At 67.4% G+C, this 18,516-nt stretch carries 22 protein-coding genes and 3 tRNA genes; 17 read left to right on the forward strand and 8 right to left on the reverse strand.

What is annotated here, in order from left to right:
- Positions 1–90: 90 nt before the first annotated feature.
- Positions 91–1,002, reverse strand: coding sequence for an alpha/beta fold hydrolase (locus ACSFA2_RS04095; protein ID WP_435454016.1), 912 nt, complete (start codon positions 1,000–1,002; stop codon positions 91–93).
- A 141-nt stretch (positions 1,003–1,143) separates the two neighbouring features.
- Between ACSFA2_RS04095 and ACSFA2_RS04100 the strand changes: the two genes are divergently transcribed.
- From ACSFA2_RS04100 to ACSFA2_RS04115, 4 genes are read left to right on the forward strand one after another with little or no spacing between them, the layout of a single operon-like run.
- Positions 1,144–2,205, forward strand: a complete 1,062-nt coding sequence (locus tag ACSFA2_RS04100; RefSeq protein WP_435454017.1) for an aldo/keto reductase — start codon at positions 1,144–1,146, stop codon at positions 2,203–2,205.
- Between the two features lie 12 nt (positions 2,206–2,217).
- The gene (locus ACSFA2_RS04105) at positions 2,218–2,709 is read left to right on the forward strand and encodes an aminoacyl-tRNA deacylase (RefSeq protein ID WP_435454018.1); all 492 of its coding nucleotides are present in this window, start codon (positions 2,218–2,220) and stop codon (positions 2,707–2,709) included.
- 55 nt (positions 2,710–2,764) lie between these two features.
- Entirely contained in the window at positions 2,765–3,403 is a 639-nt protein-coding gene (gene plsY, locus ACSFA2_RS04110; RefSeq protein ID WP_435454019.1) for a glycerol-3-phosphate 1-O-acyltransferase PlsY, read from the forward strand.
- A 2-nt stretch (positions 3,404–3,405) separates the two neighbouring features.
- Positions 3,406–3,759, forward strand: a complete 354-nt coding sequence (locus tag ACSFA2_RS04115) for a RidA family protein (RefSeq protein WP_435454020.1) — start codon at positions 3,406–3,408, stop codon at positions 3,757–3,759.
- A 16-nt stretch (positions 3,760–3,775) separates the two neighbouring features.
- Here the strand turns inward: ACSFA2_RS04115 and ACSFA2_RS04120 are convergent, their stop codons facing one another.
- Together ACSFA2_RS04120 and ACSFA2_RS04125 are read right to left on the reverse strand one after the other, a co-directional pair.
- Positions 3,776–4,420, reverse strand: a complete 645-nt coding sequence (locus tag ACSFA2_RS04120) for a retropepsin-like aspartic protease family protein (RefSeq protein WP_435454021.1) — start codon at positions 4,418–4,420, stop codon at positions 3,776–3,778.
- Between the two features lie 7 nt (positions 4,421–4,427).
- Complete coding sequence (locus ACSFA2_RS04125) at positions 4,428–4,913, reverse strand: YajQ family cyclic di-GMP-binding protein (RefSeq protein WP_435454022.1); 486 nt, start codon at positions 4,911–4,913, stop codon at positions 4,428–4,430.
- 42 nt (positions 4,914–4,955) lie between these two features.
- On the opposite strand from ACSFA2_RS04125, the gene murB reads away from it, so the two are divergent.
- Genes murB through ACSFA2_RS04145 form a run of 4 tightly spaced genes read left to right on the forward strand, consistent with a single transcriptional unit; the run spans position 4,956 to position 7,763 of the window.
- Complete coding sequence (gene murB, locus ACSFA2_RS04130) at positions 4,956–6,008, forward strand: UDP-N-acetylmuramate dehydrogenase (RefSeq protein ID WP_435454023.1); 1,053 nt, start codon at positions 4,956–4,958, stop codon at positions 6,006–6,008.
- Positions 6,005–6,835 (forward strand): glycine-rich domain-containing protein, encoded by an 831-nt coding sequence (locus ACSFA2_RS04135; RefSeq protein ID WP_435454024.1) that lies wholly within the window; start codon positions 6,005–6,007, stop codon positions 6,833–6,835. The genes murB and ACSFA2_RS04135 overlap by 4 nt, the downstream gene beginning before the upstream one ends.
- Positions 6,832–7,377: a DUF4166 domain-containing protein gene (locus tag ACSFA2_RS04140; RefSeq protein ID WP_435454025.1), complete on the forward strand. Its 546-nt coding sequence runs from the start codon at positions 6,832–6,834 to the stop codon at positions 7,375–7,377. The genes ACSFA2_RS04135 and ACSFA2_RS04140 overlap by 4 nt, the downstream gene beginning before the upstream one ends.
- On the forward strand, positions 7,374–7,763 hold the full coding sequence (locus tag ACSFA2_RS04145; RefSeq protein WP_435454026.1) for a thiol-disulfide oxidoreductase DCC family protein: 390 nt from the start codon (positions 7,374–7,376) through the stop codon (positions 7,761–7,763). The genes ACSFA2_RS04140 and ACSFA2_RS04145 overlap by 4 nt, the downstream gene beginning before the upstream one ends.
- Positions 7,764–7,830: 67 nt before the next feature.
- Here ACSFA2_RS04145 and argG read toward each other — a convergent pair whose 3' ends face one another.
- The 4 genes from argG to ACSFA2_RS04165 form a co-directional block, all read right to left on the reverse strand.
- Positions 7,831–9,168: an argininosuccinate synthase gene (gene argG / locus ACSFA2_RS04150; RefSeq protein ID WP_435454027.1), complete on the reverse strand. Its 1,338-nt coding sequence runs from the start codon at positions 9,166–9,168 to the stop codon at positions 7,831–7,833.
- A gap of 16 nt (positions 9,169–9,184) precedes the next feature.
- Positions 9,185–9,508, reverse strand: coding sequence for a pyrimidine/purine nucleoside phosphorylase (gene ppnP, locus ACSFA2_RS04155; RefSeq protein WP_435454028.1), 324 nt, complete (start codon positions 9,506–9,508; stop codon positions 9,185–9,187).
- Between the two features lie 129 nt (positions 9,509–9,637).
- Positions 9,638–10,189 (reverse strand): hypothetical protein, encoded by a 552-nt coding sequence (locus tag ACSFA2_RS04160; protein WP_435454029.1) that lies wholly within the window; start codon positions 10,187–10,189, stop codon positions 9,638–9,640.
- 82 nt (positions 10,190–10,271) lie between these two features.
- Positions 10,272–10,673: an ArsC family reductase gene (locus ACSFA2_RS04165; RefSeq protein ID WP_435454030.1), complete on the reverse strand. Its 402-nt coding sequence runs from the start codon at positions 10,671–10,673 to the stop codon at positions 10,272–10,274.
- Here ACSFA2_RS04165 and folC point away from each other — a divergent pair.
- The 9 genes from folC (at position 10,660) to ACSFA2_RS04210 (ending at position 17,923) form a co-directional block, all read left to right on the forward strand.
- Positions 10,660–11,967: a bifunctional tetrahydrofolate synthase/dihydrofolate synthase gene (gene folC, locus ACSFA2_RS04170; RefSeq protein WP_435454031.1), complete on the forward strand. Its 1,308-nt coding sequence runs from the start codon at positions 10,660–10,662 to the stop codon at positions 11,965–11,967. The genes ACSFA2_RS04165 and folC overlap by 14 nt on opposite strands.
- 63 nt (positions 11,968–12,030) lie before the next feature.
- Complete coding sequence (locus ACSFA2_RS04175; protein WP_435454032.1) at positions 12,031–12,885, forward strand: SPOR domain-containing protein; 855 nt, start codon at positions 12,031–12,033, stop codon at positions 12,883–12,885.
- Positions 12,886–12,900: 15 nt separating this feature from the next.
- A complete protein-coding gene (locus ACSFA2_RS04180; protein WP_286644923.1) occupies positions 12,901–13,389 on the forward strand; it encodes a CvpA family protein in 489 nt (162 codons plus the stop codon).
- 13 nt (positions 13,390–13,402) lie between these two features.
- On the forward strand, positions 13,403–14,923 hold the full coding sequence (gene purF, locus ACSFA2_RS04185) for an amidophosphoribosyltransferase (protein ID WP_435454033.1): 1,521 nt from the start codon (positions 13,403–13,405) through the stop codon (positions 14,921–14,923).
- Positions 14,924–14,936: 13 nt separating this feature from the next.
- Positions 14,937–16,154: an O-succinylhomoserine sulfhydrylase gene (locus ACSFA2_RS04190; protein ID WP_435454034.1), complete on the forward strand. Its 1,218-nt coding sequence runs from the start codon at positions 14,937–14,939 to the stop codon at positions 16,152–16,154.
- A complete protein-coding gene (gene gltX, locus ACSFA2_RS04195) occupies positions 16,151–17,536 on the forward strand; it encodes a glutamate--tRNA ligase (RefSeq protein WP_435454035.1) in 1,386 nt (461 codons plus the stop codon). Before ACSFA2_RS04190 ends, gltX begins: the two co-directional genes overlap by 4 nt.
- A gap of 34 nt (positions 17,537–17,570) precedes the next feature.
- A tRNA-Ala gene (locus ACSFA2_RS04200) sits at positions 17,571–17,646 on the forward strand.
- 55 nt (positions 17,647–17,701) lie between these two features.
- Positions 17,702–17,777: transfer RNA gene (locus ACSFA2_RS04205), tRNA-Glu, on the forward strand.
- 69 nt (positions 17,778–17,846) lie between these two features.
- Positions 17,847–17,923: transfer RNA gene (locus tag ACSFA2_RS04210), tRNA-Asp, on the forward strand.
- A gap of 144 nt (positions 17,924–18,067) precedes the next feature.
- Here the strand turns inward: ACSFA2_RS04210 and ACSFA2_RS04215 are convergent.
- Positions 18,068–18,442, reverse strand: a complete 375-nt coding sequence (locus ACSFA2_RS04215) for a helix-turn-helix transcriptional regulator (protein ID WP_435454036.1) — start codon at positions 18,440–18,442, stop codon at positions 18,068–18,070.
- Between the last annotated feature and the right edge of the window lie 74 nt (positions 18,443–18,516).

Here is an 18,516-nt window from a genome sequence, read left to right on the forward strand (position 1 = left end):
GGCTGCGCGCAGAGTGAGCAAAACCCGCCGAGTCTGCCCGCGATTGGTGTCTGCGTGTGTCGGAGAAGGCCGCGAGCGGTCCTGTTCGCCTCAGCGCAGGAAGTATTCGATCTGTGCCGCCACGCGTTGGGGCTGGTCGTGATGGAGCATGTGGCCGCAATCGGGCAACCGTACGCTGCGAACGTCGCGTACGGCCTTCAGGCGCTCGTGGAATTGCGCCAGGGTGTAGTCCCCGGCCCAGCGGGCCAGGCTGTCGTCGCTCGCCTCGATCGACAGCACCGGCGCGGTGATGGCGGCGTAGAGGGCCAGGGCCTCGTCCACACGGTAGAGGTTGGCGTTGACCACCTTGTGCGCCGCGTCGCCGAGGATGGCCCAGCGGGTGCCGCCGTCGGCGTGGCGGTGCTCGGCGGCCCAGTGCCGCGCCAGCCAGTCGGCCTTGTCCTGCGGCAGGCGCGGGTTGGTCTTCATCAGGCGGCGCGCCACGCCGTCGGGGTCGGGGTAGCCCTGCATCGCCATCTCGCCGCGGTGCAGCTTCTTGAGTTGGTCGATCCACTGCCCGTAGCGCGCGGGCGCCTCCTCGGGCTGGCGCGCGGGCATGCCGAAGCCCTCGAGGTTGACCAGCCGGCGGATGCGCTGCGGCCGCACACCGGCGTACTGCATGGCGATGTTGCCGCCCATGCTGTGGCCGACCAGGTCGACCGGCGTGTCGAGCGCGACATGGTCGAGCAGCCCCTCGAGGTCGGCCAGGTAGTCGGGCAGCCAGTAGTTGTCGACCGCGCCGCCGTCGGTCCCGCCGAAGCCGCGCCAGTCGGGCGCGACGACGAAGCGCTCCTCGGCCATGGCGTCGACGACGAACTGCCAGGAGGCCGACACGTCCATCCAGCCGTGCAGCAGCACGAGGGGCGGACGCACTGTCGACGGGGTGCCCCAGGTGCGCAGGTGGTAGCGCAGGGTGCGCACCGGCACGTGGTCGCTGCGGGAAGGGCGTCGGGGAGCGTACATGGCGAGTGATCATACGAAGCCGCACCGCGGGGACCGTCACCCATCGGACAGGCGGCGCACATGCGGCGGGTGCGCTGCAGCATTGCGCGGCGCGCGGTAGAGTTTCGACCTTCTCCTTCTCCGATCCGCGCGATCCACACCATGCAACGCATCCGACTCGGGCAGAGTGATCTGCACGTCACCCCGATCTGCCTCGGCACCATGACCTTCGGCGAGCAGGTCGATTCGCCGACCGCCCACGCCATCCTCGACCGCTCGCTGGAGCGTGGGGTGGACTTCCTCGACACGGCCGAGATGTACGCCGTGCCGGCCCGCCGCGAAACCTTCGGCGCCACCGAAACCATCCTCGGCGACTGGTTCGCCAAGCGCCCCGGTGCGCGCCAGAAGGTCACGCTGGCCACCAAGGTCGCGGGCCCGTCGCGCGGCATGGACTGGGTGCGCGAAGGCAAGGGCATGACCGCCGCGGACATCGTGGCGTCGTGCGACGCCAGCCTGAAGCGCCTGCAGACCGACGTGATCGACCTCTACCAGATCCACTGGCCCGAGCGCCATGTGCCGGCCTTCGGCAACCTGTACTACGACCCGACGAAAGAGACGTCGGAAACATCGATCCACGAACAGCTCGAAGCGCTCGGCGGCCTGGTCAAGGCCGGCAAGGTGCGCCACATCGGCCTGTCGAACGAGACGCCCTACGGCGTGCACGAGTTCGTCCGCCTCGCCGAGCAGCACGGGCTGCCGCGCGTGGCGTCGGTGCAGAACGTGTACTGCCTCGTCAGCCGCGGCCTCGAGAACGGGCTGGACGAAACGATGCACCGGCTTGACGTGTCGCTGCTGGCCTATTCGCCGCTCGGCTTCGGCCTGCTCACCGGCAAGTACGACCGGAGCGGCATCGAGGGCCCCGACGCACCGAAGGGCGCCCGCATTTCCAGCTATGAATCCGTGCGAAAGCAGCGCTGGGGCCGGCCCGATGCGCTCAAGGCCGCGCGCCGCTACAACCAGCTCGCGCGTGACCACGGCATGACACCGGCGCGCCTGGCGCTGGCCTTCTGCTACACCAAGTGGCAGGTGGCGAGCACCATCATCGGCGTGACCTCGGTGGCGCAGCTCGACGAGGACATCGACGCCTGGGGCACCCGGCTGTCGCCGGAGGTGCTGGCCGAGATCGACAAGATCCGCTGGGACATCCGCGACCCCGCGAACTGATCGACCGCGGCCATGGCGCGCAAGCAGCACGTCAGCGAAACGCCGGCGACGCAACTGCTGCGCGCCCACGGCATCGCCTTCACCGAGCATCCGTACGAGTACCTCGAGCACGGCGGGGCGCAGCACAGCGCGGCGGTGCTCGGCTTCGACCCGTTCACGGTGGTCAAGACGCTGGTGATGCAGGACCAGGACGCCAAGCCGTTGCTGGTGCTGATGCACGGCAACCGCACGGTGTCGACCAAGAACCTCGCGCGGCAGATCGGCGCCAAGTCGGTCGAGCCCTGCAAGCCCGAGGTGGCGAACCGGCACAGCGGCTACCTGGTCGGCGGCACCTCGCCCTTCGGCACCAAGCGCGACATGCCGGTCTACATCGAGTCGACCATCCTCGACCTGCCGAAGATCGCGATCAACGGTGGGCGTCGCGGCTACCTGGTAGGCATCGATCCGCAGGTGTGCGTGACGCTGCTCGGCGCGCAACCGGTGCAGTGCGCGCTGGCAGAATAGCCAGCCCGACGACGGCGGCCCGCCGCGAGCGCGGCGCAGCCCCACGGAGTCCCCCTTGAGCTTTCATCTTCCCTCGTTCATCGCGATCGTCCTGTCGTACCTGGTCGGTTCGCTGTCCTTCGCGGTGATCGTGAGCCGCGCGATGGGCATGGCCGACCCGCGCAGCTACGGCAGCGGCAACCCCGGCGCCACCAACGTGCTGCGTTCGGGCAACAAGGGCGCGGCCCTGGCCACGCTGCTGCTCGATGCGCTCAAGGGCTGGCTGCCGGTGTTCGTCATCGGCCTGGTCGGGCCCGACCTCGGCATGGGCATGGGCACCGCGGCGTTGGCGGGCCTCGCGTCCTTCATCGGCCACCTGTACCCGGTCTTCTTCGGCTTCAAGGGGGGTAAGGGCGTGGCCACGGCGGCGGGCGTGCTGGTCGGCATCGACTGGATGCTCGGGCTCGCCACCGGCATGAGCTGGGCCATCATCGCCTTCTTCTTTCGCTACTCGTCGCTGGCGTCGCTGGTCGCCGCCTTCTTCGCGCCGTCGTTCTACCTGATCGGCGGCGGCATCGCCTGGCCGCTGAACCGGACGGTGCTCGTCACCCTCATCGCCATCAGCCTGCTGCTGATCTGGCGCCATCGCGAAAACATCCGCCGTCTGGCGGCAGGCACCGAGTCGAAGCTCGGCGCCAACAAGAAAAAGGAATGACCATGGCAGAGATTCAACGCTTTCACGTCGGCCCGCGCCTGAGCGAGACGGCCGTGCACAACGGCACCGTCTATCTCGCGGGCCAGGTGCCCGACGACATCACGGCGGACATCCGCGGCCAGACAGCGCAGGTGCTCGCGATGATCGACAGGCTGCTGGCCGAGGCCGGCAGCGACAAGACCTGCCTCCTCATGACGCAGATCTTCCTGACCGACATCGCCGAGATCGGCGCGATGAACGAGGTGTGGGACGCCTGGGTGCCGGCCGGCCACACGCCGCCGCGCGCCACCGTGCAGGCAGCCCTGGCCAACAAGGGCTACAAGATCGAAGTGGTGGTGACGGCGGCCCAGCGCTGAGCGCCGCCCGCGCCGCTCAGAAGCGGCGCTCGAGCACCATCTGCTCGGCATCCCGCCGCATCGAGAAGCGGCCGATGAAGCTGTTGCCCAGCAGCACGAAGGGCATCGGCTGCTGCGACACGATGGCGTCGATGTCGCGCACCTCGACGTCGCCCACCCGCACCGAATCGAGCCGCAACCGGTAGCCCTGCGCCACGCCGTTGGCGGTGTTCATGCGCACCGGCGTGCCCTTCTGGTAGTCGAGCCCGATGCGCGTCGCGTCGGCCACCGACATGGCCACCGTGGTGGCGCCGGTGTCGAGCATGAAGCTGACGCCGCTGCGGCCGTTGATGGCGCCGCTGGCCATGAAGTGGCCGCGGCTGTCGGCGTTGAGCACGATGCGCGAACCGCTTGCGCCGCCACCCCCGCCTTCGCCGACGCTCACCGGCGAATCCATCCGCAGCGTGATGCGCTGGCCGGCGGATTCGACCACTGCCTGGCCGTCCTGCAGCGACAGCAGGCGCACGTTCTGCACTTTCTCGCCGATGGCCACCGTCTTCGGCGCACCGCCGTTGACCACCAGGATCGCCCGGTTGCCGATGGTGCCGGTGAGCATCACCGAGTCGGCATGGGCACCGGCGGCGGCGAGGCCCAGCCACAGGGCGAGCAGCGGGGCCTTCATGGGCGGCTCAGTCGCGGAAGTTGTTGAAGGACAGCGGCATGTCCGGCAGGTCCTTCTTGATGAGCGCCATGGCCGCCTGCAGGTCGTCGCGCTTGGCGCCGGTGACCCGCACCGCGTCGCCCTGGATGGCGGCCTGCACCTTCATCTTGCTGTCCTTGAGCAGACGGGTGATCTTCTTGGCGTCTTCGGTCTCGATGCCGCTCTTGACCTTGATGACCTGCTTGACCTTGTCGCCGCCGATCTTTTGCACGTCGCCCTTGTCGAGGAAGCGCACGTCGACGCTGCGCTTGGTCAGCTTGGCGCGCAGGATGTCTTCGACCTGCACGAGCTGGAATTCGGCGTCGCCGATCATGGTGATCTCCTTGTCCTTCAGTTCCACGGCGGCGGCCGTTCCCTTGAAGTCGAAGCGGGTCGCGATTTCCTTGGCCGTGTTTTCCACGGCGTTTTTGACCTCGGGAAGGTTCGGTTCGCAGACGGTATCGAAAGACGGCATGCAGGCTCCTCGGATGCGCAAGGTGAATGCGACAATTCTCCCATGATCGTGGAGTCCAACGTCGCGCTGCAGCCCTTCAACAGCTTCGGCATCGTCGCGCGCGCGCAGCACCTCGTGCGCATCGCGAGCGAGGCCGACCTGGCCGCGCTGCGGGCCGACGCGCAGTGGCGCGACGCGCCCAAGTTCGTGCTTGGCGGTGGCAGCAACATCGTGCTCACCGGCGACGTGAAGCCGCTGGTGCTCAAGGTCGAGATCACGGGCCGGCGCCTGGTCGAGGAAACCGATCGCGCCTGGATCGTCGAGGCCGGGGCCGGCGAGAACTGGCACGAGACGGTGCAGTGGACGGTCGACAACGGCTTTCCCGGCCTCGAGAACCTGGCGCTCATCCCGGGCACCGTGGGCGGCTCGCCGGTGCAGAACATCGGCGCCTACGGTGTCGAACTGCAAGACCGCTTCGATTCGCTCGACGCGATCGACCTCGTGACCGGCCGCGTCTTCACGCTCGATGCGGCGCAGTGCGCCTTCGGCTACCGCGACTCGGTCTTCAAGCACGCGGCCAGCGGCGACAACGACTTCGGCCTGGCGGGCCGCGCGCTCATCACGCGCGTGCGCTTCCGGCTGCCGAAGCCCTGGAAGGCGGTGGCCGGCTACTTCGATCTCGAACGCAAGATGGAAGAGACCGGAAACTTCATGCCCGACGCGCGCGAGATGTTCGACTGGGTCTGCGCCATCCGCCGCGCCAAGCTGCCCGACTGGCGCGTGCTCGGCAATGCCGGCAGCTTCTTCAAGAACCCGACGGTCACGCCCGAGCAGTGCGCCGACATCATCGCGCGCGACCCGAAGATCGTGCACTACCCGATGGCCGACGGCAGCATCAAGCTGGCGGCCGGCTGGCTCATCGACGCCTGCGGCTGGAAGGGCAAGTCGGTCGGCAACGCCGGCGTGTATGAGAAGCAGGCGCTGGTGCTGGTCAATCGCGGTGGCCGCGAGGACCCTGTCACCGGCGGCGAGGTGATGACGCTGGCCAAGGCGATCCAGACCAGCGTGTACGAGCGCTTCGGTATCCGGCTCGAGCCGGAGCCGGTGGTGGTGTGACGGCGCTCTCGTCGCTCAACTTCCGTCGCCGCATCGATGCGCTGGCGTGGGGACGACGGTTGCTGTGGGTGTTCTGCGCCGCGGCCGTGCTCTATGGGCGCAGTGCCTGGGTGTTCTTCGCGGCCATCGTGATCGGTGTCGTGCTCAGCGGTGCGCTCAAGGCATGGCAGGAGAGTGCGCGCCGGCAATTCGTCCGTGAGGCGCGCCTGCCGCCTTTTCTGCTGGACAAGCTGCGCGACATCTACCCGCAACTCCAGCCGCGCGACACCGAACTCGTCGTGCGTGGCCTGCGGCAGTTCTTCATGGCGCATTTGCGCAGCAACCGGGCGTTCGTCGGCATGCCGTCGAAGCTGGTCGACGCCGCCTGGCACGAGTTCATCCTGCACACCCAGGCCTACCAGCAGTGGTGCCGCTACGCCTTCGGTGGCATGCTGCACCACACGCCGGCCGAGGTGCTCGGGCGCAGCGCGAAGCGCAACGACGGCCTGCGCCGCACCTGGTATTGGGCCTGCAAGGAGGAGAGCATCGACCCCCGCCGGCCCAGCCGCCTGCCGTTGCTGTTTGCGCTCGATGCCAAGTTCGCCATCGCGGGTGGCTTCAGCTACGTGCCCGACTGCGGTGACATCGACCGTGCCGCGAATTCGGGCACGCATTGCGGCACCAGCTTCAGCGACGGCGGCTCGGGCTCCGGGCCGGGTGATTCGGGTGGTTTCGGCGGCAGCGAATCCAGTAGCGGTGACGGTGGCTCGAATGACAGCAGCAGCGCGAGCGATGGCGGATCAAGCTGCGGCGGCGGGGGCTGTGGCGGCGGCGGAGGTGGCGATTGACCCGGTCCCTCTATGCGACGCTCATGGGCGCCGCATTCACCCAATTGGCCCCAGCCGTTTGCGAATTCCACAGCAGCGCAGGACGCGTTGCCTTCGACGGCTGGGCTGAAACGGCAGAGCCGCAGACTTGGGTCGCCCGCTCGATTGCGCGACTGCTCGGCACGCCGCAGCAGCGGGGCCGACACGCGATCCGCTTCGAACTCGATGCTCGCACCGATGCCGAAACCTGGACCCGCTACTTCCCAGGCCGGATGATGCGATCACGCATGGGCCTGCACGGTGGCGACCTGGTGGAGCAACTCGGCCCGCTGCGCCTGCATTTCGCGCTGAGCGCGCAACAGGGCGCATTGGTGATGCGGCTGCGTCGGGTTCGCTGCCTCGGTGTACCGTGCCCGCGCTGGCTGATGCCGCGCGTGCATGCGGTTGAGACGGGCGTGGGTCGCGAACTGCATTTCGACGTGCGGGGCAGCCTGCCGGGCATCGGTACTGTGGCGGCCTACCGCGGCCACCTCGACCTGTCGACGGCGAGGCCCCTGCCGTGATCGTCGTGTTCGATGCGCAATGCCTGCTGTGCGACGGCTGGGTTCGATTCCTGCTGCGCCATGACCGGCGGCGTGTGCTGCGTTTCGCATCGATCCAGGGTGTGAATGGCCAGGCGCTGCTGGCCCGCGCTGGACTGCAGATCAATGGCCTGCAGACGCTGCTGCTCGTCGAGGGAGATCGCCGCTGGCAGCACACGGCCGCCATCCTGCGCGTGCTGCATGCGCTTGGCTGGCCTTGGCGGCTGGCCTGGGCCGCGTGGCTGATTCCAGCACCGCTGCGCGATGCCCTCTACCGATGGCTCGCGCGCAATCGCTACCGTTGGTTCGGGCGGAGCGAGAGCTGCCTGATGCCGCCGGCGGATCACGCGCAACGCTTTCTGGACTGACAACGAAAAAGCCACCCGGAGGTGGCTTCTTCAATGGCGCTTCACGGGCAGGCGCAGGCGGAATATCTCAGTCTTCGCCATCGTTGGTCAGGCGCGGCACGGATGCCCCGTCGCCCAGCGACAACAGCCCGGTCTTGGTGTAGATCGCCAGCTTGTCGCGCGTGTCGATGATGTCCAGGTTGCGCATCGTCAGCTGACCGATGCGGTCGAGTGGCGTGAAGGCGCCTTCGACCTTTTCCATGCTCAGGCGCTCGGGCTTGTAGGTCAGGTTGGCCGACTCGGTGTTGAGCAGCGAGTAGTCGTTGCCGCGGCGCAGTTCGACCGTCACCTCGCCGGTGATGGCACGCGCCACCCAGCGCTGCGCCGTCTCGCGCAGCATGATGGCCTGCGGGTCGAACCAGCGGCCCTGGTAGAGCAGGCGGCCGAGCTTGCGGCCGTTGTCGCGGTACTGCTCGATGGTGTCTTCGTTGTGGATGCCGGTGACCAGGCGTTCGTAGGCGATGAACAGCAGCGCCAGGCCGGGCGCCTCGTAGATGCCGCGGCTCTTGGCTTCGATGATGCGGTTCTCGATCTGGTCGCTCATGCCCAGGCCGTGGCGGCCACCGATGCGGTTGGCTTCCAGGATCAGCTCGACCAGGTCGGGGTATTCCTTGCCGTTGAGGGCGACCGGGCGGCCTTCCTCGAAGCGCACCGTGACTTCCTCACGCTTGACCTCGACCTCGTCCTTCCAGAAAGCGACGCCCATGATCGGGTTGACGATCTTGATGCCGCTGTTCAGGTGCTCGAGGTCTTTCGCTTCGTGCGTGGCGCCGAGCATGTTGGAGTCGGTCGAGTAGGCCTTCTCGGCCGACATCTTGTAGCCGAAGCCGGCCGCCGTCATGAACGCCGACATCTCGGCGCGGCCGCCCAGTTCGTCGATGAAGAGCTGGTCGAGCCAGGGCTTGTAGATCTTCAGCGCCGGGTTGGTGAGCAGCCCGTAGCGGTAGAAGCGCTCGATGTCGTTGCCTTTGTAGGTGCTGCCGTCACCCCAGATGTGGACGTCGTCTTCCTTCATGGCGCTCACCAGCATCGTGCCGGTCACGGCGCGGCCCAGCGGCGTGGTGTTGAAGTAGGTCACGCCGGCGGTGGTCACGTGGAAGGCGCCGGCCTGCAGCGCGGCGAGGCCTTCGGCGGCGAGCTGGCTGCGGCAATCGATCAGCCGGGCCTGCTCGGCGCCGTATTGCATCGCCTTGCGCGGGATCTCTTCGTAGTCCGGCTCGTCGGGCTGGCCGAGGTTGGCGGTGTAGGCGTAGGGGATCGCGCCCTTCTGCTTCATCCAGTGCAGCGCGGCGCTGGTGTCGAGGCCGCCGGAGAAGGCGATGCCGACCTTCTGGCCGGCGGGAACGTGTTGGAGGATGGTCGACATGGCGTGGGCGTCCGGTTCAGCCGAAGTGGCAGATGTAGCTGTAGGGCTCGCCGCTCACGCGGATCTGGAAGCTCGAATTGCCCGGCACGCTGAATTTTTCGCCAGCGCCCGAGGCCAGCCATTCGCTGCTGCCCGACAGCAGGTATTCGCAACGGCCGGACGTGCCCTCCATGATTTCCGGCGCCCCGGTGCTGAAGGTGAGGGTGGACGGCAGGATCACGCCGACCGACTTCTTGGTGCCGTCGGCCAGCGTGAGGCCATGGCTCACGCACTTGCCGTCGAAATACACGTTGGCCTTGGTGCCGACCGAGGCGCAGGGGAGGGATTCGTTGATCGTCATGTGAAGGGCAGGGCGCGGGCGCGCTCGGACTGAAGAGAAAGGTGAAGCGATCCGCTCTTGGCGATTCGCGCCACCTGGCGGAAAGCCCGCGATTTTAGGGCTTGCCAAGGCCCCTGCCCATGCCGGCGTTCAGCGCCAGCGGCCGCCGCGCCCGCCCCAGCCGCGCGAGTAGCCGAGGTTCAGCGACAGGCCGACGGGCGGGTAGGCATAGGCCGGGGCGTAGCCATAGCCGTACCCGTAGGCCGGCGCCACGTAGACGGGTGCGGGCGCCATGTAGACCGGCGCCGGATAGGCCGGCGCGGCGTAGTAGGCCGGTGCGGCCGGGCGTGCCGACGACACCACGACGCCCTGCTCGGGCACCACGCCTTCCCACGGTGCACGCCCCCCATTGGCCACGGGTTCGGCCGACAGCTGCGCCTGCGGCGCGACCGGCGCGGTGGTCACGCCGTAGGCACCGACGTCGACCACGATCGTGCGGCCGGGTGGGTTGTCGGTGTAGGTGCTGTATTGCCGGCCTTCGTACTCGTAGGTCACGTTGTAGCCCACGCGGCCGTTCGGCTCGGTCACCTGGGCGGTCGAAACCACCCGGGCCTGAACCTGTTGCTGGGCCATGGCGCTGCCGCTGGCCAGCGCACCCAGCAGGGTGAGGCCGAGAGCGGCGGTGTACATCTTCTTGCGCATGTCGAACTCCTTGAATGGGGAAGCGTGTGCTCCGTTCAGGCCGGTTGGATGCAATTTGGCGCGCCGGGTTCAACCGGCGTGCTCAGACCCGGGAGGACCACTCGGTCGCGTCGAACCCCGTTGTAACGTCCGGGCGGTCGTTCCAGTGGACGACCGGGCGCTTGATCAGGCTGGGGTTGGCCAACAGAACGGCCCGGGCGGTGCCGGCGTCAACCACCGAGGCGCGGGTGGCGTCGTCCAATTTACGCCACGTGGTGCCACGCCGGTTGACCAAGGCTTCCCAGCCGGGCGCCTTCAGCCAACGGTCCAGTTCGGCCTCGGGCACGCCTTCCTTCTTGAAATCGTGGAAACGGTAGGCCACGCCGTGCTCGTCGAGCCAGGCGCGGGCGCGCTTGACGGTGTCGCAGTTCGGGATGCCGTAAAGGGTTGTTGTCATCCCGGAATCATGCCGCCCCGGCAGGTCGGCGACAATGCCGGCCTCCATGAAAACCCTAGCCGACTGGCTCGCGCACGCCGAGCGACAGCATCCCAAGACCATCGAACTCGGGCTGGAGCGCACCCGCACCGTGGCACAGCGCCTCGGGCTGGCCTTCGATTGCCCGGTGATCACGGTCGCCGGCACCAACGGCAAGGGTTCGACCTGCGCGATGCTGGAGTCGATCCTCGGGCACGCCGGCTACCGCACGGCCGTGTTCACGTCGCCCCACCTCGTGCACTTCGAGGAGCGCCTGCGCCTGAAGGGCGAGGCGATCGACGGCGCGCTGCTGGTGCCACATTTCGAGGCCGTAGAGGCGGCCCGCGCCGAGATCCCGCTGACTTATTTCGAACTCACCACCCTGGCCATCCTGCGCTGCATGGTCGAGGCGAAGCCCGAGGTGGCGATCCTCGAGGTCGGACTGGGCGGGCGGTTGGACGCGGTCAACATCATCGACGCCGACTGTGCGGTGATCACCAGCATCGACCTCGACCACATGAATTTCCTCGGCCCGGACCGCGAGAGCATCGGCCGCGAAAAAGCCGGCATCCTGCGCACCGGCCGGCCGGCGATCGTGAGCGATCCGATGCCGCCGCAGAGCGTGCTCGACCATGCCCGCGAGATCGGCGCCGACCTGTGGCGCTTCGGGCACGACTTCAACGTGTCGGGCGACAAGCAGCAGTGGGGCTGGAGCGGGCGCGGGCGGCGTTACAGCGGCCTGGCCTACCCGGCGCTGCGCGGCGCCAACCAGTTGCTGAACGCCGCCGGCGTCCTGGCCGCGCTCGAAGCCTTGCGCCAGCGCCTGCCGATCACCGCCCAGGCGGTGCGCACCGGGCTCGCGATGGTCGAGCTGCCGGGCCGCTTCCAGATCATCCCCGGCCAGCCGACGCTGGTGCTCGACGTGGCGCACAACGGCCATGCCGTGGCGGCGCTGGCCGAAAACCTCGACGCGATGGGTTTCTACCCGACCACGCATGCCGTCTTCGGCGTGATGGCGGACAAGGACCTGGCACCCATCCTGTCGCGCATCGGGCCGCTGATCGATCGCTGGTACTTCACCGACCTTCCGACGCCGCGCGCGGCGGCAGGTGCGGCGATCCAGGCGCAGTGGGCCGCGCAGAACACACGCAAGGACGTGGCCTCGAGCGTGCATGCCGACCCGATGTCGGCGCTCCGCGCGGCCATCGAGGCGGCGGACCCCGCTGATAGAATCGTCGTCTTCGGATCGTTCTTCACGGTGGGTGGCGTGCTTGCGCACGGAACCCCCCGTCTGCAGGCCAAGCACCTGCTGTCAGGCGCCTGATCGGCGGGTGTCCGGCCCCTCGCAACCCCACACCGCGCTGCACTCAATCAGGGAAACGAATTCATGGCGTTCTTCAAGTTCCGCTCGCGTGGCCAGCCGACCAATGAAAGCCGCAACACCCCGGTGTCGGCCGCGCCTGCGGAAAGCGTCGAAACCATGCGTCGGCGTGCGCGCCACCGGCTGCTCGGCGCCGCGGTGCTGGTGCTGGTGGGCGTGATCGGTTTCCCGCTGCTCTTCGATACCCAGCCGCGGCCTGTCGCCGTCGACATCCCCATCGAGATCCCCGACCGGAACAAGGTCGCGCCATTGCCGGCCCCGGTCGCCCAGGCGCCCGCGCCGAAACCGGCCGCGCCGCCCGCCGAGGAGCGCCCGCGTGCGACGGCCAACGCGCCGACGACCGGCGTCATCACCGAGACGGCCGATGGCCGCGAACTGCCGTCCGACCGACCGGTCGCTTCGGCCCCGCCGGCCGAGACGCATCCCGCGCCGAAACCCGAACCCAAGCCCGAGGCCAAGCCGAAGCCGGAAGCCAAGCCCGAGCCAAAGCCCGAATCCAAGCCGGCAACGGCCACCGCGGCCAAGCCGGCCGACGACGGTGCCCGCGCCCGCGCGCTGCTCGACGGCAAGAACGCGGCCGCCGCCGCCGCCGCTGCCGCAGCAGCCAAGCCGGTGGCGGCTTCGGACGACGCGGGTCGCTTCATCGTGCAGGTCGGTGCCTTCGCCGAAGCCGACAAGGCGCGCGAGGTGCGCCAGAAACTCGAGAAGGCCGGTCTGAAGACCTACACCAATGTGGCCAAGACGCCCGATGGCGAGCGCACGCGGGTGCGCGTCGGTCCGTTCGCGTCGCGCGCCGAGGCGGACAAGGCGGCCGGCAAGATCAAGGGCTTGTCTTTGCCCGCGGCCGTCCTCAGCTTGTAGGCATCGCGCACGACCGTGACCCTGCTCGACTGGATTGCCGCCCTGCTGCTGGCGGTGTCGCTGGTGCTGGGGTTGGTGCGCGGGCTGGTGTTCGAGGTGATTTCGCTGGCGGGTTGGGTCGTGGCTTTTTTCAGTGCGCAGTGGTTCGCGGGCGATGTGGCGGCGTGGCTGCCCATCAGCGGCGACCCGGAGGCTTCGTGGCGCTATGCGCTGGCCTTCGTGCTGATCTTCATCGCCGTGGCCTTCGGCGTCGGGCTGATCGCCGCGCTGACGCGCAAGCTGATCGCCGCCGTCGGGCTGCGGCCGGTCGACCGGATGCTCGGCGCGGTGTTCGGCCTGGCGCGCGGCGCGGTCGCGCTGCTGGCTGTGGCGGTGGTTGTGCATTTGCTGTCGTTGAGCGAGAGCGCCTGGTGGCGCGAATCGCACAGCGCACTTGTTCTGGATGCGGCACTGCAGGGCCTGAAGCCTGCATTGCCAGAGAAGTTGGCCAGTTACCTGCCCTGAGAGGAAAAGTCCCATGTGTGGAATCGTCGGCGTTGTCAGCAGTGCGCCCGTCAATCAATTGCTCTATGACGCCTTGCTGCTGCTGCAGCATCGCGGCCAGGACGCAGCCGGCATCGTCACGCTGCTGGAACGCAAGTTCTTCATGCACAAGGCCAAGGGCATGGTGCGCGACGTGTTCCGCACCCGCAACATGCGCGCGCTGCCGGGCGACGTGGGCCTGGGCCAGGTGCGCTACCCGACCGCCGGCAACGCCTACAGCGAAGAAGAGGCACAGCCCTTCTACGTGAACGCCCCCTATGGCATCGTGCTGGTGCACAACGGCAACCTGACCAATGCGCACGCGCTGCGGTCCGAACTGTTCTCGACCGACCACCGCCACACCAACACCGAGAGCGACTCGGAAGTGCTGCTCAACGTGCTGGCGCACGAGATCGAACGGTCGACCCGCGGCGGCATGCTGAACTCGACCACCGTGTTCGAGGCGGTGCGCGCCGTGCATCGGCGCCTGCGAGGCTCCTACGCGGTGGTGGCGCTCATTGCCGGCCACGGCCTGGTCGCTTTCCGCGACCCGTACGGCATCCGTCCGCTGGCCATGGGCCGCGGCGCCGATGGCACCGTGATGGTGGCGAGCGAATCGGTGGCGCTCGAAGGCTCGGGCCATGTGTTCGAGCGCAACATCGCGCCGGGCGAAGCGGTCTTCATCGACCTGCAGGGCCAGGTGCACGCCGAGCAGTGCGCCGATGCGCCGACGCTCAACCCCTGCATGTTCGAGTTCGTCTACCTGGCGCGGCCCGATTCGGTGATGGACGGCATCTCGGTCTACCAGGCGCGCCTGAACCTGGGCGAGACGCTGGCCAAGCGCGTGGTCTCGACCGTGCCGCCGAGCGAGATCGACGTGATCATCCCGATTCCTGAATCGAGCCGCCCGAGCGCGACGCAATTGGCGCATCTGCTGGGCATTCCGTACCGCGAAGGCTTCGTGAAGAACCGCTACGTCGGCCGCACCTTCATCATGCCGGGGCAGGGCGTTCGCAAGAAGTCGGTGCGCCAGAAGCTCAACGTGATCGCGAGCGAGTTCAAGGGCCGCAACGTGCTGCTGGTCGACGATTCGATCGTGCGCGGCACGACCAGCCGCGAGATCGTGCAGATGGCGCGCGACGCCGGCGCGAACAAGGTGTACCTCGCGAGCGCCGCACCGCCGGTGCGCTACCCCAACGTCTACGGCATCGACATGCCGACCAAGGGCGAACTGGTCGCGCACGACCGCACGGTCGAAGAGATTCGCGAACTGATCGGCTGCGACGCACTGATCTACCAGGACGTCGAAGGCATGAAGCGCGCGGTGATGAAGGCGTCGCCGACCACGCCCGGCGCACCGAAGCTCGACGGCTTCGACTCGTCGTGCTTCGACGGCATCTACGTGACCGGCGACATCGACAGCGATGCCATCCTGCGCATGAACGGCAGCCGCCCGCGCATCGAGGAGACGGAAGAAGACTCGTCCCGCCTGGCGCTGCCCAACCTTGCCGAATGACGCTGGAGATCCTGTGACCGAACGACCATTGCCGCCCGGCCTGCACCGCGACACGCTGGCCGTGCGCACCGCGCTCGAGCGCAGCCAGTACGGCGAGAACTCGGAGGCGCTGTATCTCACCAGTGGCTTCGTGCAGTCGGACGCCGAGACGTCCGCCGCGCGCTTTGCCGGTACCGAAGAGGGCTTCACCTATTCGCGCACGTCCAACCCGACGGTGACCAGCTTCGAGCGCCGACTGGCCGCCCTCGAAGGCACCGAAGCCGCCATTGCCGCATCGAGCGGCATGGGCGCCATCCTGATGATGTGCATGGGCCTGCTGAAGGCGGGCGACCATGTGGTCTGCTCGCGTTCGGTCTTCGGCTCCACGCTCAACCTGTTCGGCAAGGAGTTCGCAAAGTTCGGCGTCGAGACGACCTTCGTGTCGCAGACCGACGTGGCCGAATGGCGTGCGGCGCTGCGCCCGACCACCAAGCTGCTTTTTGCCGAGACGCCGACGAATCCGCTGACCGAGGTGTGCGACATCCGCGCGCTGGCCGATCTGGCGCACGGCGCGGGCGCCTTGCTGGCGGTCGACAACTGCTTCTGCTCGCCGGCGCTGCAAAGGCCGACCGAGCTCGGTGCCGACCTGGTGATCCATTCGGGCACCAAGTACCTCGACGGGCAAGGCCGCGTGATGGCCGGTGCCATCTGTGGTCCGTCGCGCCTGATCGTCGACGTGTTCGGCCCGGTGGTACGCACGGCCGGCATGGTGCTCTCGCCCTTCAACGCGTGGGTCGTGCTCAAGGGCATGGAGACGCTCGGCATCCGCATGCAGGCGCAGTCGGCGAATGCCTTGGCGGTGGCGCAATGGCTCGAAGGCCATCCGATGGTCTCGCGCGTGCACTACCCCGGCCTCGCGTCGCATCCGCAGCATGAATTGGCGATGCGCCAGCAGTCGGGGCAGGGCGGGGCGGTGGTGTCCTTCGACGTGCGCGGCGATGACCCGGCCACGGCGAGAAAGAACGCCTTCCACGTGATCGACAGCACCCGCGTCGTGAGCATCGCCACCAACCTGGGCGACACCAAGACCATCATCACGCACCCGGGCACCACGTCGCACGGGCGCCTGACCGAAGCGCAGCGCCAGGCGGCCGGCATCGGCCAGAGCCTGATCCGCCTGGCCGTCGGCCTGGACCATCTCGAAGACATCAAGACCGACCTGCTGCGCGGTCTGGACTCGCTCCCCACATGACTCAAGTAAGAACGCGCATCGCGCCATCGCCCACCGGCTTCCTGCACCTGGGCACCGCCCGCACCGCGCTGTATTCGTGGGCCTATGCGAAGCACCATGGCGGCCAGTTCGTGCTGCGCATCGAAGACACCGACGTGGCGCGCTCCACGCAGGACGCGGTCGAGCAGATCCTCGCGTCGATGACGTGGCTGGGCCTCGACTACGACGAAGGCCCGATCTACCAGATGCAGCGGCTCGACCGCTACCAGGCGGTGGTCGCGCAGATGCTCGAAGCGGGCACGGCGTACCACTGCTACTGCACGCCCGACGAGCTCGAGGCGATGCGTGAGGCGCAGCGCGCCCGCGGCGAGAAGACGCTGTACGACCGCCGCTGGCGCCCCGAACCCGGCAAGGTGCTGCCGCCCGTGCCCGAAGGCGTGCCGCCGGTGGTGCGTTTCTGCAACCCGGTCGAGGGCGACGTGACCTGGAACGACCTCGTCAAGGGCGAGATCACGATCAACAACCGCGAGATCGACGACCTGATCATCGTGCGCGCAGATGGTGTGCCGACCTACAACTTCGCGGTGGTGGTCGACGACTGGGACATGGCGATCACGCACGTGTTTCGTGGCGACGAGCACATCAACAACACGCCGTGGCAGATCAACATCTTCCGCGCGCTGGGCGCACCGCTGCCGGCTTTCGGCCACCTGCCGGTCATCCTGGGCGACGACGGACAGAAGCTCTCGAAGCGCCGCGGTGCCGTGAGCGTCACGGCCTATGAAGAGAACGGCTACCTGCCCGAGGCGATGCTGAACTACCTGGCGCGCCTGGGCTGGAGCCATGGCGACGACGAGCTGTTCACGCGCGAGCAGATGGTCGGCTGGTTCGACGGTTCGCATCTGTCGAAGAGCCCCGCGCAATGGGACGCGGCCAAGCTCGCGTGGGTCAACGGCCAGTACATCAAGGCCAAGGCCGACGACGAACTCGCGCCGCTGGTCGCAGCACAACTGCACAAGCGCGGCATCACGGCCGACGATCGCCTCGCGACGATCTGTGCGCTCTTCAAGGACCGCTGCGAAACGACCGTGGCACTGGCCGACTGGGCCGCTGTCTTCTACGCGGACGTGACACCGAGCGAAGCCGACCGCGCACAGCACGTGACCGAGGCCGTGCGCCCCGCCATCGCTACGCTATTGGAAAAGCTCGCGGGCGTGTCGTGGGACAAGGCGTCGATCGCTGCGGCGATCAAGGAAACGCTCGCTGCACATGGCCTGAAGATGCCCGTGCTCGCGATGCCGGTGCGCGTTCTCGTGGTCGGCACACCGCAGACGCCATCTCTCGATGCAGTGCTCGCAACTTTTTCTAAAGAAACTGTCATCGCGCGTTTGAAAAGCGCATAAAAAACAGTCTATAATTCGAGGCTCGACACCCAACGGGGGTATAGCTCAGCTGGGAGAGCGCTTGCATGGCATGCAAGAGGTCATCGGTTCGATCCCGTTTACCTCCACCATCGGTTGTCGAGTAGAAGAAACAAGCGTTGATCGCAACGCGGTTCCTCAGGTTTTGACCCTATCGTCTAGAGGCCTAGGACACCACCCTTTCACGGTGGCTACCGGGGTTCGAATCCCCGTAGGGTCGCCAGTTTCACGCAAGTGAAACCGGCACAAGTGGTCAACACTTGGCTCCGCAAGGAGTGAACGTTGTCTACCAGGAGTGGTAGTTCAGTTGGTTAGAATACCGGCCTGTCACGCCGGGGGTCGCGGGTTCGAGTCCCGTCCACTCCGCCAACATTCACGAGGGTTAGCAGGTAAGCATCTGCTAACCCTTTTGTCTTTTTTGGTCTCCGTGTCCTAACGGTGTCCTAGATTTCTGGCGCGTTTGGTTGTTGCAAAGAAGCTGCCCTCCGCTGACCATTTCCAAGTTCGCAGCGGTCAGGGCTGGCAGGCATCTATGCGGTCCGCGATCCATGCTTGCACGGCGCTCTCCGGCCAAGTCGCCGCTCTCCTTCCGGCTTTGACAGATCTAGGAAACACGCCCCTCTGCATCTGCTCGTAGATCGCCGATCTACGCAGCCCCGTCAACCGTTCGACGTCGGGGAGGCGAAGCAGCCTGTCGTGCGCGCGTGTTGTCGGCCGTGCGATCTGCTGTGGATATTCGACGCAAAGCAGCGCTAAAGCTTCTTGTAGAAGATGAGCTGCTCGCAGTGTTCGCTGAACTGCAGAGTGAGGCGCAACGGGTTCGTTCGTTGTGGAGTCGTCTAGGGCTCGCATGTGGAAATCCTTTGCAACATCCGCGCTGGCTTCCATTGCCGTTGCGGTACGTCCATAGATTGCCGGAGATGTCTGCGGTCCCCAACCTGCCGCAGCGAGGGCAAGCGCAC

Source organism: Variovorax cryoconiti, assembly GCF_051216395.1.
Lineage (GTDB): Bacteria > Pseudomonadota > Gammaproteobacteria > Burkholderiales > Burkholderiaceae_C > Variovorax.